At 66.7% G+C, this 15,905-nt stretch carries 12 protein-coding genes; 8 read left to right on the forward strand and 4 right to left on the reverse strand.

Going from position 1 to position 15,905, the window contains the following annotated elements:
• The coding region (locus tag AC13F7_RS16965; protein ID WP_483002341.1) for an autotransporter family protein at window positions 1-1,464 on the forward strand (1,464 nt) is incomplete at its 5' end.
• A 244-nt stretch (window positions 1,465-1,708) separates the two neighbouring features.
• Here the strand turns inward: AC13F7_RS16965 and AC13F7_RS16970 are convergent.
• A complete protein-coding gene (locus AC13F7_RS16970) occupies window positions 1,709-2,251 on the reverse strand; it encodes a hypothetical protein (RefSeq protein ID WP_483002343.1) in 543 nt (180 codons plus the stop codon).
• On the opposite strand from AC13F7_RS16970, the gene AC13F7_RS16975 reads away from it, so the two are divergent.
• The gene (locus AC13F7_RS16975) at window positions 2,250-4,223 is read left to right on the forward strand and encodes an autotransporter family protein (protein WP_483002345.1); all 1,974 of its coding nucleotides are present in this window, start codon (window positions 2,250-2,252) and stop codon (window positions 4,221-4,223) included. The two genes, AC13F7_RS16970 and AC13F7_RS16975, sit on opposite strands and share 2 nt — an antisense overlap.
• Window positions 4,224-4,344: 121 nt before the next feature.
• Here the strand turns inward: AC13F7_RS16975 and AC13F7_RS16980 are convergent, their stop codons facing one another.
• Window positions 4,345-5,208 (reverse strand): LysR family transcriptional regulator, encoded by an 864-nt coding sequence (locus tag AC13F7_RS16980; RefSeq protein ID WP_483002347.1) that lies wholly within the window; start codon window positions 5,206-5,208, stop codon window positions 4,345-4,347.
• A 109-nt stretch (window positions 5,209-5,317) separates the two neighbouring features.
• On the opposite strand from AC13F7_RS16980, the gene AC13F7_RS16985 reads away from it, so the two are divergent.
• Window positions 5,318-5,689: a DMT family transporter gene (locus AC13F7_RS16985; RefSeq protein WP_123729404.1), complete on the forward strand. Its 372-nt coding sequence runs from the start codon at window positions 5,318-5,320 to the stop codon at window positions 5,687-5,689.
• On the forward strand, window positions 5,686-6,006 hold the full coding sequence (locus AC13F7_RS16990) for a DMT family transporter (RefSeq protein ID WP_483002349.1): 321 nt from the start codon (window positions 5,686-5,688) through the stop codon (window positions 6,004-6,006). The genes AC13F7_RS16985 and AC13F7_RS16990 overlap by 4 nt, the downstream gene beginning before the upstream one ends.
• Window positions 6,007-6,038: 32 nt before the next feature.
• Here AC13F7_RS16990 and AC13F7_RS16995 read toward each other — a convergent pair whose 3' ends face one another.
• Both AC13F7_RS16995 and AC13F7_RS17000 read right to left on the reverse strand, forming a co-directional pair.
• A complete protein-coding gene (locus AC13F7_RS16995; RefSeq protein ID WP_483002351.1) occupies window positions 6,039-7,178 on the reverse strand; it encodes an MFS transporter in 1,140 nt (379 codons plus the stop codon).
• A 25-nt stretch (window positions 7,179-7,203) separates the two neighbouring features.
• Window positions 7,204-7,986, reverse strand: a complete 783-nt coding sequence (locus tag AC13F7_RS17000; RefSeq protein WP_483002353.1) for a DeoR/GlpR family DNA-binding transcription regulator — start codon at window positions 7,984-7,986, stop codon at window positions 7,204-7,206.
• A 502-nt stretch (window positions 7,987-8,488) separates the two neighbouring features.
• On the opposite strand from AC13F7_RS17000, the gene glgA reads away from it, so the two are divergent.
• Genes glgA through AC13F7_RS17020 form a run of 4 tightly spaced genes read left to right on the forward strand, consistent with a single transcriptional unit; the run spans window position 8,489 to window position 15,904 of the window.
• A complete protein-coding gene (gene glgA, locus AC13F7_RS17005; protein ID WP_483002355.1) occupies window positions 8,489-10,048 on the forward strand; it encodes a glycogen synthase GlgA in 1,560 nt (519 codons plus the stop codon).
• Entirely contained in the window at window positions 10,045-12,285 is a 2,241-nt protein-coding gene (gene glgB / locus AC13F7_RS17010; protein WP_483002357.1) for a 1,4-alpha-glucan branching protein GlgB, read from the forward strand. Before glgA ends, glgB begins: the two co-directional genes overlap by 4 nt.
• Entirely contained in the window at window positions 12,282-14,018 is a 1,737-nt protein-coding gene (treZ, locus tag AC13F7_RS17015; protein WP_483002359.1) for a malto-oligosyltrehalose trehalohydrolase, read from the forward strand. Before glgB ends, treZ begins: the two co-directional genes overlap by 4 nt.
• Window positions 14,015-15,904 (forward strand): 4-alpha-glucanotransferase, encoded by a 1,890-nt coding sequence (locus AC13F7_RS17020; protein WP_483002361.1) that lies wholly within the window; start codon window positions 14,015-14,017, stop codon window positions 15,902-15,904. The genes treZ and AC13F7_RS17020 overlap by 4 nt, the downstream gene beginning before the upstream one ends.
• Window position 15,905: the final 1 nt, after the last annotated feature.

Consider the following 15,905-nt stretch of genomic DNA (forward strand, 5'->3'; position numbering starts at 1 on the left):
GATTCCACCGTCGGCACGCTGGATATCGGCTCGGGCACGCTGGCCTTTGCCGCACCGTCGCCGGGCTACAAGACAGTCACTGTCGCAGGCGACTTTGCCGTCAATGGCGGCACGCTCATCTTCAACAGCCCGCTGGGTGATGACACATCGCCGTCGGACAAGCTTTTGGTAGGCGGCAACACCTCGGGCAGCGGCAACATCGTGGTCAACAACATCGGGGGAGCTGGCGCACAGACGGTGGAAGGCATCCAGTTGATTTCGGTTGCCGGTACGTCGGATGCAGCGTTTGCCCTGTCTGGCCGTGCGGTGGGGGGCGCCTACGAGTACTTCCTCTACAAGGGCGGTGTGAGCACACCGGGTGACGGTGGCTGGTACCTGCGATCCTCCTACACCGGAGATCCTTGCGATCTCGATCCGACGCTGCCTGCCTGCACGCCGGTCGATCCGGGTCCTGGGCCTGGTCCGGGCCCTGATCCGAATCCGGACCCTAATCCGGACCCCAATCCGGACCCCGGTCCGGGTCCGGTCGACCCGGTACCAGTGCTGCGCCCAGAACCCGGCGCGTACCTCGCCAATCAGGCGATCGCCACACGCATGTTCCAGCAGCGCGCCCATGACCGCGGCGAGCGGGCCTTCGATGGCGAGCGTGCCGGTGCCTGGGTGCGGGTGGGCCGTGATCAGGTCCATGGCGATGTACGCGGCCAGATCGATGCGCGCAGCCAGAGCAACGTGCTGCAGATCGGCAGCGATCTAGCCCGTTGGGGCACCACCAGCAGTGGCCAGATCGGTGTGATGTTGGCCAGTGGCCGCGCGGATACGCAGGCGGTTTCCAACGTGACCGGCTACAGCACGCGCGGCAAGGTGAAGGGCGATGCCGTGGGTGTCTATGGCACCTGGGTGCAGCGCGCCAGCGAAAGCACCGGTGCCTATGTGGACGGTTGGCTGCAATACGCGCGCTTCGACAGCGAAGTGCAGGGCGAGGCACTGGCGAAGGAGAAGTACGACGCCACCACCCGTGCTGCGTCGCTGGAAGCCGGCTACAGCTGGACGCTGGTCAACCGCGAGCGCAGCGCGTGGTTCATCCAGCCGCAGGTGCAGCTGACCTACACCGACTACAAGGGTGACACCCTGCAGGAAGCCAACGGCACGATCGTCCAGGACGGCCGTGCGGGTGGGCTTGAATCACGCGTCGGCGTACGCCTGTTCGGGCACGACAGCGCCACGGGCAACCGGGTGCAGCCGTTCTTCGCGGTGAACTGGCTGCGCGGCGACCATGGCAACTCGCTGCTGTTCGATGGCGAGCGGATCAGTGCGACCCTGCCGACCAACCGCTATGAAGCACAGGCCGGTGCCCAGCTGAAGTTGGGTCTGAGGTGGTCGGCGTGGGGCGACATGCGCGTGCAGCGCGGCGATGGTGGCTACAAGGAAGTGGCGGGCCAGATTGGTCTGCGTCGCGCCTGGTAACCAGTGCCACGTGTCTTGCGTGAAAAGGCGCCTGTGGGCGTCCTGTCCTTTTCGTTGGCTGCCAGTGCATCAGACGTACGTAGTGAGCGCTCCACGGGCCTTTGGTAAGAGGCGTGGGGGTCTCGCCGCCGCCTTGAATGGACGTATCGGCTATGTCGAAACAGCAATGATCCCGCAATCAGCCTGTCAAAAGATGGGCCCCACTGTCTCTTGAGGGCTTCACCATGTTGCATCGCAATCGCGCTCACTCCCGTATGACCAACGGGCTCGCCGGCGCCGTGGCGCTGGCGTTGCTGGCCGGGACACCTGTGGCATTCGCAGGCACCCTCAACGGCGGCAGCGCGACGGTCAACCCGGGCGATGTGCCGGAAACGTGGACCTTGCGGTCCAATGCACTGCTGACCATCAACCCCGGCGGACAGTCCGACTGGATCGCGGCGCAGAACGCACGGCTGGATATCAATGGGGCTTTGATCGCCAGCTCGTCCCCCCCAGGCCCGACGATCAGCGCGCAACTTACGACAACGCGAATAGAGGGCTCGACCATTGTCGGTGCTGTGCGCTTCATGGCATCCGATGCCACTCTTGGCAACAGCACAGTCAACGTCAATGCCGGTAGCACAATAGCCGTCACGGCAAACCAGACCACGCTTGCGATTACCAGTTCCACAATCACCTCGTCAGTAAGCAGGGCGCTCGCCGCTTCCGAAGGTGCTGCGGTGAGCATCGCTGACAGCACGTTAACCGGCGTCGGGTTAGGTGCCAGCGTCGCTTCGGGTAGCACCATGACACTCGATAACAGCCAACTCAACGCGGTGCAGTCGATAGGCACCAATCCACTGACCGGTGGCCACGGACTGGTGCATCTCAGCGGCACCGCAAATCTGTTGAACGGCACCACGGTGACCGGCATCAACAGCGGCGTGCGCATCATGACGTTCAACACGGCCGGTCGGCCTGCGGACGTCGCGTTGTTGATTGATCGCTCCAGCATCATTGGTCAGAACGGCGCCGCCATCGTGATGGCGCTAGGCACCCTCCCGGCTAGTTGGATCGCCAATATCGACGTGCGCAACCGTTCGTCGCTGGTGGGGGGCAATGGCAATCTGCTGGAAGTCTCCGGGGGCCAGACCGCAAATGTGCGGGTGGACGATTCTGCGCTGGTCGGCAATGTCATTGCGGGTGTCACCGATACGGCCAACCTCAGCTTCCAGAACAACGCCAGCCTCGCCGGTGCACTGACCAACGTGAACTCCATGGCACTCGCCGATACCTCCCGCTGGGATGTCACCGGCGATTCCACCGTCGGCACGCTGGATATCGGCTCGGGCACGCTGGCCTTTGCCGCACCGTCGCCGGGCTACAAGACAGTCACTGTCGCAGGCGACTTTGCCGTCAATGGCGGCACGCTCATCTTCAACAGCCCGCTGGGTGATGACACATCGCCGTCGGACAAGCTTTTGGTAGGCGGCAACACCTCGGGCAGCGGCAACATCGTGGTCAACAACATCGGGGGAGCTGGCGCACAGACGGTGGAAGGCATCCAGTTGATTTCGGTTGCCGGTACGTCGGATGCAGCGTTTGCCCTGTCTGGCCGTGCGGTGGGGGGCGCCTACGAGTACTTCCTCTACAAGGGCGGTGTGAGCACACCGGGTGACGGTGGCTGGTACCTGCGATCCTCCTACACCGGAGATCCTTGCGATCTCGATCCGACGCTGCCTGCCTGCACGCCGGTCGATCCGGGTCCTGGGCCTGGTCCGGGCCCTGATCCGAATCCGGACCCTAATCCGGACCCCAATCCGGACCCCGGTCCGGGTCCGGTCGACCCGGTACCAGTGCTGCGCCCAGAACCCGGCGCGTACCTCGCCAATCAGGCGATCGCCACACGCATGTTCCAGCAGCGCGCCCATGACCGCGGCGAGCGGGCCTTCGATGGCGAGCGTGCCGGTGCCTGGGTGCGGGTGGGCCGTGATCAGGTCCATGGCGATGTACGCGGCCAGATCGATGCGCGCAGCCAGAGCAACGTGCTGCAGATCGGCAGCGATCTAGCCCGTTGGGGCACCACCAGCAGTGGCCAGATCGGTGTGATGTTGGCCAGTGGCCGCGCGGATACGCAGGCGGTTTCCAACGTGACCGGCTACAGCACGCGCGGCAAGGTGAAGGGCGATGCCGTGGGTGTCTATGGCACCTGGGTGCAGCGCGCCAGCGAAAGCACCGGTGCCTATGTGGACGGTTGGCTGCAATACGCGCGCTTCGACAGCGAAGTGCAGGGCGAGGCACTGGCGAAGGAGAAGTACGACGCCACCACCCGTGCTGCGTCGCTGGAAGCCGGCTACAGCTGGACGCTGGTCAACCGCGAGCGCAGCGCGTGGTTCATCCAGCCGCAGGTGCAGCTGACCTACACCGACTACAAGGGTGACACCCTGCAGGAAGCCAACGGCACGATCGTCCAGGACGGCCGTGCGGGTGGGCTTGAATCACGCGTCGGCGTACGCCTGTTCGGGCACGACAGCGCCACGGGCAACCGGGTGCAGCCGTTCTTCGCGGTGAACTGGCTGCGCGGCGACCATGGCAACTCGCTGCTGTTCGATGGCGAGCGGATCAGTGCGACCCTGCCGACCAACCGCTATGAAGCACAGGCCGGTGCCCAGCTGAAGTTGGGCCTGAAGTGGTCGGCGTGGGGCGACATGCGCGTGCAGCGTGGCGACGGCGGCTACAAGGAAGTTGCAGGCCAGATCGGTCTGCGTCGCGCCTGGTAATCGATGCAGGGCGGGCAGGGCACGGTTGGTCCCCTGCTGGCCCGATCAGCGCGTGTCTGCAGGCGGTGCGCTCATGCGGGGTGTCGTGCAGGCTGCATGGCATGTGCTGTTCTGACCGGTATCAAGGTGCCGGCAGTTGAAACTGATCCAGCAACCACAGCGCCGCTGGCCCCAGCGGCGCGTCCTTGCGCCACACCGCATCGGTAGAGACCAGTCGCGGCCAGCCGGGCAGGGGCAGTTCGACCAGCATGCCCCTGCCGTATCGCGCCACCAGCGCACGCGGTAGTTCGGCCCATCCGAAGCCATCCTCGGCCATCTCCAGCACCATCAGATAATCCGAGGCCGACCACATGCGCCCGCGCGCGTGGCCCTCGCGCGCCGCATCGCCACTCAGGCAGATCTGGCGATGGGTGGCCAGGTGGGATTCTTCCGGCGCGTGCAGTGCGGCCAGCGGATGACCGGCGGCAACAAATACCGCCATCTCCGCGCGCACGGGCAGGGCGCGCACCGCCAGTTCGGTCGGGTAGGCCGGCTGATGCGGCATCAGCCCGAGATGGGCCCGTCCACGCTGCACCACCTCCAGCACGTCACTGCCTTCGGCGTCGAGCCACTCCAGTTCGATATCCGGAAAACGCTGCTCGAACCGGCGCAGCAGATGCTGGTCCGGATTGAGCTGATAGATGTCTGAAAACACCAGGCTCAGGCGTGGCTCTACGTCGTCGGCCAGGCGGATGCTGAGCTGTTCGAGACGGTCGGCCGCGGCCAGGATTTCCTGCGCATGGCCGAGCACCTTGCGCCCGTCCTCGGTGAGGACCGGGTAGCGGCTGCTACGGTCGAACAGGGTCAAGCCCAGGTCCGCCTCCAGGGTGGCGACGGCGGTGCTGATGGTCGACTGGGTCTTTTTCAGGCGGCGCGCGGCGGCGGAGAACGAGCCAAGTGCAGCCGCTTCCACGAACGCGTGCAGGGATTCGGGGCTGTAACGCATGGATGTATCGCCTTTGCCGATGGGTTCCATCTTCGGTCTGATGGAAAAGGCGATGATAATGGGCGCGCCGCTGGGGCGTCATGCTGCGGCCGCAATCAAGGAGCTTTCCATGCACACACAGGTGCATTCGCAACCCCGTGCCCGTGGCGGTCTGATCGCCTGGGCCTGCCTGACCGTCGCGATCGTCGCTGAAGTGGTCGGCACCTCGTTCATGGCCGATGCCGCCCGTCATGGGGGCTATGCCGGCTATGTCGTCATGGCCGTGGCGTTGGCCATTTCCTATTACTTCCTGGCGTTGTCGGTGCGCGGCATCGCGGTGGGCGTGGCTTATGCCGTGTGGGAAGGCCTGGGCCTGACCCTGCTGACGCTGGTCGGCATGTTCGTGTTCAAGGACAGCTTGTCCGTGCAGCAGATGATCGGGCTGGTGATGGCGGCGGTCGGCATCGTCTGCGTCACCCTCGGCGAGGCGCACACGTCATGAACCTCACCGCCTTCCTGTTTGTGCTGTGTTCGGCACTGATCGACATCGCCGCCAACATGATGGTGGCCAAATCCGACGGCTTCCGTAAGCCAGCGTGGAGTTTCGCCGCGATCGTGCTGGTCTGGATCGCCTTCGCGCTGCTCGGCCAGGCGGTCAAGACGATGGATCTGGCCACGGCCTATGCGATGTGGGGTGCCATCGGCGTGATCGGTACGGCCCTCTGCGGGCGGGTGCTGTTCGGCAACCGCCTGCGCCCGATCGGCTGGGTGGGGATCGCGCTGGTCACCGGTGCGGTGGTGGTGCTGTCGAGCCACTGATTCCCGAGACTGTGCAGGTAACGTTCGCTGCCTCAGGCCCGCACCCAGCGCGCCGCCAGGCCGATGCAGACCAGCGTCACGGCCACCGCACTGAAGGCGAACACCAGGCTGCTCGCCTGCGCGACGAAGCCGATCAATGCCGGGCCGGCCAGGACGCCGGCATACCCGAGCGTGGTGATGGCCGGGATGGCCAGACTCTCGGGCATGACCTTCTGGTTGCCCGCCATCGAGAACAGCGCGGGCACAATGTTCGCGCAGCCCAGGCCCACCAGCGCATAGCCGCTCAACGCCAAGGGCAGCCAGGAGGCGAAGGTGGCCAGCGCGAACCCGCCGGCGGCGATCAGGCTGCCGATCAGGATCGAACGGTGTCGGCCCAGCCTGGCCACCACGCCATCGCCGACCAGGCGGGTCAGGGTCATCGCGATGGCGAAGGCCAGATAGCCCAGCCCGGCGCGGGAAGGATCCACCTGCTGCACTTCATGCAGGAACACCGCACTCCAGTCCAGCACCGAGCCTTCGGCCAGGAACGCCACGAAACACAGCACGCCGATCGCCAGCACCACCCCGTGCGGCACCGCGAACAGCGGCGCATCACTGGGCGCCTTGTCGGTACGCCAGTGCGGCAGCGAGATGGCGAGCAGGGCCGCCATCACCGCCGAGGCGAGCAGGCACACCACCCACGGTGACAAGTGAAGGGCCAACAGTGCGGTCATCGCGCCGGCACCGACTGCGCCGCCGATACTGTAGAACGCGTGGAACCCGGACATCATCGGTCGGCCGCTGTCGCGCTCGACCATGATCGCCTGCATGTTCATCACACAGTCGCACGCACCCACGCCGGCGCCGAACACGAACAAGGTCAACCCCAGCGTCCAAGGCGAGGGGGCGATGGCCAACAAGGGCAGGCTGGCGATCACCATCATCAGCGTGGCGACCATGACGGCGCGACAGCCGTGGCGTGCGGCGAGCATCCCGGCAATCGGCATCGCCAGCAGGGAACCTGCACCCAGGCACAGCAGGACCAGACCGAGCGAGCCCTCATCCAGGGCCGTGCGGAGTTTGGCGAAGGGGACCAGCGGTGCCCAGGCAGCGGTGGCAAAGCCCGGCAGAAAGAACGCCGCGCGCGTGGCGTACTGCTGCGCGCGCGCGATGCGCGTCGGAATAGAGGTCATGGGTCGCGGAGGTTGAAGGAAAAGGTCAGCGTCGCGGGGCGAGCTGGATATCGATGCCGCGCTGGGCGAACGCGTCGATCTGCGGCTGAGGGGTATCGGCCTCGAGCACCAGCACGTCGATGTCCTCCACCGCGCCGATGCGATGGTTGGCCTGTGCGCCGAGCTTGTCGCGGGTGGCGACCACGATGCAGCGGCTGCTCGCGGCAAGCATCGCCCGTTTCAGCGCGGCTTCTTCGCCATCGACCGCCCACAGGCCGTGCTGCGCATCCACCGCGCAGGTGCCCACGAAGAAGAGATCAACGCGCAATCCGTTGACGGCCTCCAGCGCCTGTGCGCCAACGCTGGCCCCGATACGCGGGTCGAGCCGGCCGCCGAGCAGGGTGACGTCGATGCCGGCACGCCCCATCAAGGTCAACGCGATGTCCGGGGCGTTGGTGATGACGCGGAGGTTCTGATGTTCCGGCAGACAGGCGGCGATGGCGCTGTTGGTGGAGCCGGCATCGAGCAGAATGCTGTCGCCGGCGCGGACCTGCTCGGCGGCATGGCGGGCCAGTGCCTGTTTTTGCCGTGTCTGCACGGTTTGCCGCTCGCTCAGAGGTGGGAACGCCGGCGTGGCAGGCAGCGCACCGCCATACACTTTTCGGCACAGACCCTGCTGGGCGAGTTCGCGCAGATCGCGGCGGATCGAGTCTTCGGAGATCTGCATGTCCAGCGCCAGCTGCGCCGACAGTACCCGACCGTGCTGTTGAAGGAGAGACAGGATGCGCTGCTGGCGCTCGCTGGGGAGAGTGTCCGGGGAGTCGATCATGGGAAGGCGCGAAGGCCGCAAGATTGCGTGATGCTGCCAACTCTACTTAAACGTGCAAAAACGTGCAACGGCTGTCTGCGGGCGGATGGCAGGCGGGTAGCGCTTCGAGTCTCGGCCCGAACCGAAGCGCATGACGATATGAAATCGTGACATGGCATCTGGAGTCGTCATCCGGCATGTCTTCCTCAACCACGCCCGCAAAAGGCGCTGGTAGTGCGCGGAACGCAACATCTTTTCTTGAATCTGAAAGATTCATCATCCACGCCGCGTCTTGCTGCGCGTGGCGTACCGGACATTCTTCGCGCCGCGATATCGCGGTCGGTCAACAAATCGTCGCAGCGGATTCACGGCGTATTGATTCAGGCGGGGTGTAGATTCGAATCACAGGTCGAGGTTGTTTCTCCGACCACATCGTCTCAATCAGCGCGTCCTCCGCCTTGCGCATCCACCGCGCGAGGGGAGGAGCGGTTGTGCCCTGTCTCCCCCCGTTGAGTTCTCCCCCATGTCTGCTCGCACTCGCACCCGTGAGGTCTCCGCCGCCAAGGCCGAGGCCCTGGTCAAAACCGATGCCCTGCGTGCGCGTCGCCGCCGCATCACGCAGACCGTCGTGCCTGGCGATCACATCGAACGAGCCAGCGGCCGCGATCATCGCGTGCTGTTTGTCGTCTCGGAGATGGCCGACTACATCAAGGCCGGCGGGCTAGGTGATGTCGCCGCGTCGCTGCCACGTGCGCTGCGTGACCGTGCGGACATGCGGGTGCTGATTCCCGGCTATCGCGAAGTACTGGAGCGTACCGGGCCGATCCAGGTGATCGGACAGACGCCCGCACACGCCGCACTCCCTGCCTGCGTGATCGCACACACGGTGCTGGACGATGGCTTGCCGGTCTATGTGCTGATCTGCCCGGAGCTGTACGAGCGCGAAGGCTCGCCCTATGTCGACGCGGACGGGGAGCCGTGGGCCGACAACGCGGTGCGCTTTGCCACGCTGTCGCGTGCCGCTGCCGTCATCGCGGCGGGCGAGGCAGGCATGGACTGGACACCGGGCCTGCTGCATCTCAATGACTGGCCGTGTGCGCTGGCCGCGGCCTACGTGCGCTGGTCTGGCAGCAAGGCCTCGTGCCTGCTCACCATCCACAATCTGGCTTACCAAGGCCTGTTCCCGGCCAGCCTCGCGGCGGACCTGGGCATCGGCGAGGCGCAGCGGGAAGCATTGGATTTCCACGGGCAGCTGTCGTTCCTGCGCGGGGGCATCGTGCACGCCGACCAGGTCAACACCGTCAGTGTGAGCTACGCGGCGCAGATCACCGCGCCTGCCGAGGGCTGCGGGCTGGACCGGCTGCTCTCGCGCCGCGCCGCACTGGGTCACCTCAGTGGCATCGTCAACGGTATCGACAGCAGCTGGGACCCCCGTACCGACCATCACCTGCCGGTGCACTTCAGCGTGCAGTCCTGCGAAGGCCGCGATCACAACGCGCGGCATGTGCGCCGTGCGTTCGGCCTGCCCGAGAGCCGTGGCCCGCTGTTCGCCGTGGTCTCGCGCCTGGTCCATCAGAAGGGCCTGGACCTGACCTGCGATGTGGCACCGCAGATCGTGGCTGCGGGCGGCCAGCTGGTCATCATTGGCGGCGGCGAGCCGCAGATCGAAGCACAGGTGCGCGAGCTGGCGCGCCGCTATCCCGGCAGCGTCTCGGCCTATATCGGCTTCGATGAAACCCTGGCGCGCTGCATGTTCGCCGGCGCCGACTTCCTGCTGATGCCGTCGCGCTTCGAACCGTGCGGCCTGAGCCAGATGTACGCCCAGCGCTTTGGCTGCCTGCCGATCGCACATGCCACCGGGGGCCTGATCGACACCGTGGACGATGGCGTTACCGGGTTCCTGTTCAACGCGGCCGAAGCCGATGCGCTGCGCCGCTGCGTGCAGCGCGCCTTCCGCACCTTCCGCCAATCCAGCCTGATGGCGGCCATGCGGCGCGCGGCGATGCTGCGCCCGAGTGGCTGGGACATCGCCGGCACGCACTACCTCGATCTCTATCAACGCACCACGGAAGCACGCGCATGAGCACGCAATGGGAACTGGACGCCGGTATCGAGCCCGGCAGTGAGAGCGTGTCCGCGCCATCGTTGACAGAGGCCGGCCTCTCGCCGGAGCTTGCAGCGCTCGCCGCTGGCGCGCCCGGTGATGCGTTCGCCCTGCTTGGGCCGCACCGCCACCCTGCGCACGGCTGGCGCCTGTCCGTGCTGTTTCCGGCAGCGCTGACCGTACTGCGCCGGGACGCGGGCGGTCGTTGGCAGCCAATGGCTCCGATGGGCGAGGGCATTTTCGAGGCCCCCATCGATGGTCCGTCGGTGAGTGTGCTGCGGGTCGACTGGGGCACAGTGCAGCAGGAGATCGAAGACGTCTACGCGTTTGGTCCTTTGTTGGACGACGACGCGCTGGCCGGCATCGCCGCGGGTGATCCCGGCAGCATCCGCGCCGCTCTCGGTGCGCATCCGCTGCAGCAGCAGGGGGTGGACGGCGTGCGTTTTGCGGTCTGGGCCCCGAATGCGCGGCGCGTCTCGGTAGTGGGTGACTTCAATGGCTGGGACGGTCGGCGTCACCCGATGCGGCTGCGGCATGGTGCCGGCGTTTGGGAGATATTCCTGCCGCGCGTCGACGCGGGTGCCCGCTACAAGTTCGAGATCACCGCCGCCGATGGGACGCGTCTGACACACAAGGCCGACCCGATGGCGCGCCAGTCCGAGTTGCTGCCGGGCACGGCTTCCGTGGTTGCCGATGGCACGGCGCGCACGTGGCAGGATCAGGCCTGGATGTCCGCCCGTGCTTCGATGGATGACCGCGCGATCTCCATCTATGAAGTGCACGCCGGCTCCTGGCGGCGCGGCGACAACGCGGCCGTGCTCGACTGGGACCAGCTGGGCGACCGTCTCATCCCTTACGTGACGGCGCTTGGCTTCACCCATATCGAGCTGTTGCCGGTCAGCGAGCATCCGTTTGGTGGCTCGTGGGGCTACCAGCCGCTGGGCCTGTATGCACCGACCGCCCGTCACGGGGAACCAGACCGCTTCGCGCGGTTCGTTGACCGCTGTCACCAGGCCGGGCTGGGGGTCATCGTGGATTGGGTCGGCGCCCATTTCCCCTCCGATGCCCACGGCATGCAGCGCTTCGACGGCACCGCACTGTATGAGCACGAGGATCCGCGACAGGGCCTGCACCCGGATTGGGACACGCTCATCTACAACTTCGGCCGCAGTGAAGTGACCGGCTTTCTGATCGGCAGCGCGCTGGAGTGGATTGAGCGGTTTCATATCGATGGCCTGCGCGTGGATGCTGTCGCCTCGATGCTCTACCGCGACTACAGCCGCGAGGATGGTCAGTGGATCCCCAACGCGCACGGCGGCCGCGAGAACCTGGAGGCGATCGCCTTCCTGCGCGACCTCAACGACGCCATTGCGCGGCAGGCATGCGGTGTACTGGTGATCGCCGAGGAATCCACGGCATGGCCCGGTGTGACCGCACCGGCCGGCGAGGGCGGCCTGGGCTTCACTCATAAATGGAACATGGGCTGGATGCACGACACGCTCAGTTATCTGGGACGCGACCCGATCCACCGCTCGCACCATCACAGCCAGATGACCTTCAGCGCGATGTATGCGTTCTCCGAGCAGTTCGTGCTGCCGCTTTCGCATGATGAAGTGGTGCACGGCAAAGGATCGCTGCTGGGCAAGATGCCTGGCGACCGGTGGCAGCAGCTGGCCAACCTGCGCGCCTACCTCGGTTTCATGTGGGCGCACCCGGGCAGCAAACTGCTGTTCATGGGCGGCGAGTTCGGCCAATGCACGGAATGGAACCATGACGCCGAGCTGGACTGGGCGCAGGCTGCACAGCCCGCCCACGCCGGCGTGGCGCGGATGGTCGGCGATCTCAACCGGCTGCTGCGCGAGCTGCCGGCACTGCAGCACGGCAACCGCACCGAGCACGGGTTTGAATGGAGTGTCGGCGATGATCACGTCAACAGCGTGCTTGCCTTCATCCGCCATGACCCGCGTGGCAAGGCCGGCCCATTGCTGGCGGTGAGCAACTTCACCCCGATGGTGCGCCATGGCTACCGTGTCGGCGTGCCGCATGCAGGGCGCTGGCACGAGGTCTTCAACAGCGACAGCCGCTTCTACGGTGGCAGCGACATCGGCAACCACGGCCAGGTCGATACCCTGCCGATCTCGATGCACGGGCATGCCCAGTCAGTAGCCTTGACGCTGCCGCCCCTGTCCACGGTGTTCCTGCAGGTGGAGGGGTGACGGCGGGCGAACGGCTCGGTGCCTGGCGACAGCCTGAGGGTGACTACCGCTTCCGGCTCTGGGCGCCGGCGGCACAGCGCGTGGAGCTGCTGCTGGACGGCGAGGCGTTGCCGATGCAGGCAGAAGGCGACGGCTGCCATGCCACGCGGGTTGCGTGCGCGGCGGGAACGCGCTATCGCTTTCGGATTGACGGCACGCTGAGCGTGCCTGACCCGGCCTCGCGATGGCAGCCGGAAGGCCTCAACGGGGCCAGTGCGGTGCACGATGCCGACGCGTACGCCTGGCAGACCACGGGGTGGGCAGGGCGGCCGTGGGAAGAAGCGGTCATCTATGAGCTCCACGTGGGCGCGGTGGGTGGCTACGCTGCGGTGCAGGATCAGCTGCCGGCGCTCGCGGCGATGGGCATCACTGCGATCGAGCTGATGCCGTTGGCGACGTTTCCGGGCACCCGCAACTGGGGTTATGACGGTGCGCTTCCCTATGCGCCCGCCGCGGTCTATGGCACTCCCGAGGAACTGAAGGCACTGATCGACCACGCGCATGCGCTGGGCCTGATGGTCCTGCTGGATGTGGTCTACAACCACTTCGGGCCGGAAGGGAATTACCTGCCGCAGTACGCCCCGACGTTTTTCCGTGACGACGTGGCGACGCCGTGGGGCGCGGCGATCGACTTCCGCCAGCCGCACGTGCAGCGCTTCTTCATCGACAACGCGCTGATGTGGCTGGCCGAGTACCGGTTCGATGGGCTGCGGCTTGATGCGGTACACGCCATCCAGCCACAGGCCTTTCTGACCCAGCTGCGTGAGGCGATCCACACCGAAGGGCCGCCGCACCGCGCGCACCTGGTGCTGGAGAACGAAAACAATGCGGCCTCGCTGCTGGCGCAGGGCTACACCGCACAGTGGAACGACGACTTCCACAATGCGCTGCATGTACTGCTGACCGGTGAGACCGAGGGTTACTACGCCGATTTCGCGGCAACGCCCGACGTGCAGCTGGCGCGAGTACTCGGCGAAGGGTTTGCGTGGCAGGGTGAAACCAACCGGCTGGGCCACCGTCGGGGTGAACCGAGTGCGGCGCTGTCGCCCGCGCAGTTCGTGATTTTCGCGCAGAACCACGACCAGATCGGCAACCGCGCTTTTGGTGATCGGCTGCAGACGCTGGTGGCACCGGAGCGGCTCCAGCTCGCGCTGGCGTTGACCGCGCTCACTCCCATGATTCCACTGTTCTTCATGGGCGAGCCGTGGGGCGCGCGCGAGCCGTTCCAGTTCTTCACCGATTTCGATGCGCCACTGGATCAGGCGGTGCGCGAAGGCCGGCGCGCGGAGTTTGGCCAGTTCAAGGCGTTCGCTGATCCCGCAGCGCAGGCCACAATTCCTGATCCCAACGCCGTCACCACCTTCCAGGCGTCGCAGTCACCGCTGCCGTCACCCGAGGCACGGCAACAGAACACCTGGTTGGCCGCATTCCGCAGTGTCCTTGCGCTGCGCTGGAAGTATCTGGTGCCACAGCTGCGGCACGCCCGCAGTCTAGGCGCGGAGGTCATCGGCAACGGCGCCATCCGCGCAGGCTGGCAGTTGGGTGAGGGCCAGTGGTGGCTGGCCTTCAACCTGGGGGATACCGAGGTGCTGGCCGATCTTCCCTACGGCGAGACTGTGCTGCAACTGGGGGAAGTAGGGCATGGCCAGTTGCTGGCGCCGGCCGCGCTGCTGGTCCGCCGGGTGCAGGCATGAGTGCGGGTTCGCTGGCGGCGCTGGCGGAGGCTGCCGGGCTGCTGATCGACTGGGAAGACGTCCACGGCACACCGCGTACGGTGGGCCACAACACCCTGCAGAGTGTGCTGGCAGCGTTGGGTTGGCCAGCGGCGACGCCGGGTCAACGGGAGGACAGCCTGAAGCGCTGTCTGCATCAGCGCGCGCAACCCGCGTTGCGCACCGTGCAGGTGGGCGAGTTGCTGGCTTTGGCGGCGGACGGTGCCGGCGAGTGGAGTGATGAGCAGGGTCTGGCGCGGCCCGCCAGGCAGATTCGGCCTGGCGCCTGGGAAGTACCGGCGCAGCCAGGCTACTGGCGACTGCGGATCGGGCAGACCGAACACTCCGTTGCGGTGGCACCTGCACGGTGTTTCGGCGTGGCCGACGCCACCGGCACGGCGCTGCCGCGCAGGTGGGGGGCCATGCTGCAGGTGTATGCCGCGCGCAGTCCGGGCGATGGCGGTATCGGCGACAGCGCTGGCGCGCAGGCGTGGTGCGAGCGGGTTGCGGCAGCGGGCGGCGATGCCCTCGCGTTGAGCCCGTTGCACGCGGCCGGGCATATCGATGCAGCGTTCAGCCCTTACTCTCCGAGTGATCGACGCTTCCTGGAACCGGTCTACGCCGGTGCGCTCGACGGTCTGGAGACGGGCCGTGCGCTGGAGGCCGATCCCACGCCCGCAGACGGCCTGATCGACTGGCCAGGTGCAGCGGCGGTGAAATGGCAAACGCTGCGGCAGTCCTTTCAACAGTTCGGCCAGGCACCCGCGGGACAGCAGGAGGAGCTGCGGCGCTTTGAGCAGGACGGCGGCACGGCGTTGGCGGCCTTTGCGCGTTTCAACGCCAGCGCGTCGGGGCAGCGCGATCCCGCGTTTCAGATCTACGCGCAATGGCGCACTGCGCGCAGCTGGGCGCAGGTGCAGGAGCGCGCCGGCGACGCCGGCATGTCGCTGGGCCTGATTGCCGATCTCGCCGTGGGCTTTACACCGGACGGTGCCGAAGCGGCCGCCGCCGGGAACACCGCATTGCAGGGCCTGGTACTGGGCGCGCCGCCGGATGCCTTCGCGCCGGGTGGGCAGGTATGGGGCGTGAGCAGCTATTCGCCCGATGGATTGCGGCGCACCGGCTTTGCGCCCTTCATTGCCCTGCTGCGTGCGGTAATGCGCCACCGGGGCGGCGTGCGCATCGACCACATTCTCGGCCTGCAGCGGCTGTGGGTGGTGCCGCACGGTGCGGACTCGGGGCAGGGCGTGTACCTGCGCTATCCACTCACCGACCTGCTCAACCTGCTGGCATTGGAGTCGTGGCGCCACCGCTGCATCGTTATCGGTGAGGACCTCGGCGTGGTACCGCCTGGCATTCGGGACACGCTGGCCGCACGCGGTGTGCTCGGCATGGACGTGCTCGCGTTCACCCGTTCCCCGGCCGGGGAATTCCTGACGCCCCCGCAGTGGCGGCACACCGCAGTCGCCATGACCGGCACGCACGATCTACCGACCCTGGAAGGCTGGCAGCACGGTGACGATCTGGGCTGGCGCGCACGGCTGGAGGCGCAGCCTGCTGCCGATCAGGCACAGGCAATGGCAGAGCGTCATGCCGATGTCGCGCGGCTCGCGCGGGCCGTAGGCAGCGATGGTGCCAGCCCGGCCGCGCTGCGGCTGGCAGCGCTGCGGCATGTGGCTGCCGCTCCGGCACCGCTGGCACTGCTGCCGGTCGAAGACGCCCTTGGCCTGCGCGGGCAGGTGAACCTGCCCGGTACCGTCGCTGTCCATCCGAACTGGCGCCAGCGCCTGCCATCGCCATTACCGCTGCGGACGCTGGATCGTTCGCTGCAGCAGTTCGCCGCGGCACGCCGCGCCCAGGAGTATTGAG

It is taken from the genome of Stenotrophomonas sp. K-6, assembly GCF_056861555.1.

Bases quoted from the DNA above. Each gene is read 5' to 3' on its own strand.
- AC13F7_RS16975 (WP_483002345.1), top strand. From the start codon at position 2,250: ATGACACTCGATAACAGCCAACTCAACGCGGTGCAGTCGATAGGCACC.
- AC13F7_RS16970 (WP_483002343.1), bottom strand. From the start codon at position 2,251: ATGGTGCTACCCGAAGCGACGCTGGCACCTAACCCGACGCCGGTTAAC.
- AC13F7_RS16980 (WP_483002347.1), bottom strand. From the start codon at position 5,208: ATGCGTTACAGCCCCGAATCCCTGCACGCGTTCGTGGAAGCGGCTGCA.
- AC13F7_RS16985 (WP_123729404.1), top strand. From the start codon at position 5,318: ATGCACACACAGGTGCATTCGCAACCCCGTGCCCGTGGCGGTCTGATC.
- AC13F7_RS16990 (WP_483002349.1), top strand. From the start codon at position 5,686: ATGAACCTCACCGCCTTCCTGTTTGTGCTGTGTTCGGCACTGATCGAC.
- AC13F7_RS16995 (WP_483002351.1), bottom strand. From the start codon at position 7,178: ATGACCTCTATTCCGACGCGCATCGCGCGCGCGCAGCAGTACGCCACG.
- AC13F7_RS17000 (WP_483002353.1), bottom strand. From the start codon at position 7,986: ATGATCGACTCCCCGGACACTCTCCCCAGCGAGCGCCAGCAGCGCATC.
- glgA (WP_483002355.1), top strand. From the start codon at position 8,489: ATGTCTGCTCGCACTCGCACCCGTGAGGTCTCCGCCGCCAAGGCCGAG.
- glgB (WP_483002357.1), top strand. From the start codon at position 10,045: ATGAGCACGCAATGGGAACTGGACGCCGGTATCGAGCCCGGCAGTGAG.
- AC13F7_RS17020 (WP_483002361.1), top strand. From the start codon at position 14,015: ATGAGTGCGGGTTCGCTGGCGGCGCTGGCGGAGGCTGCCGGGCTGCTG.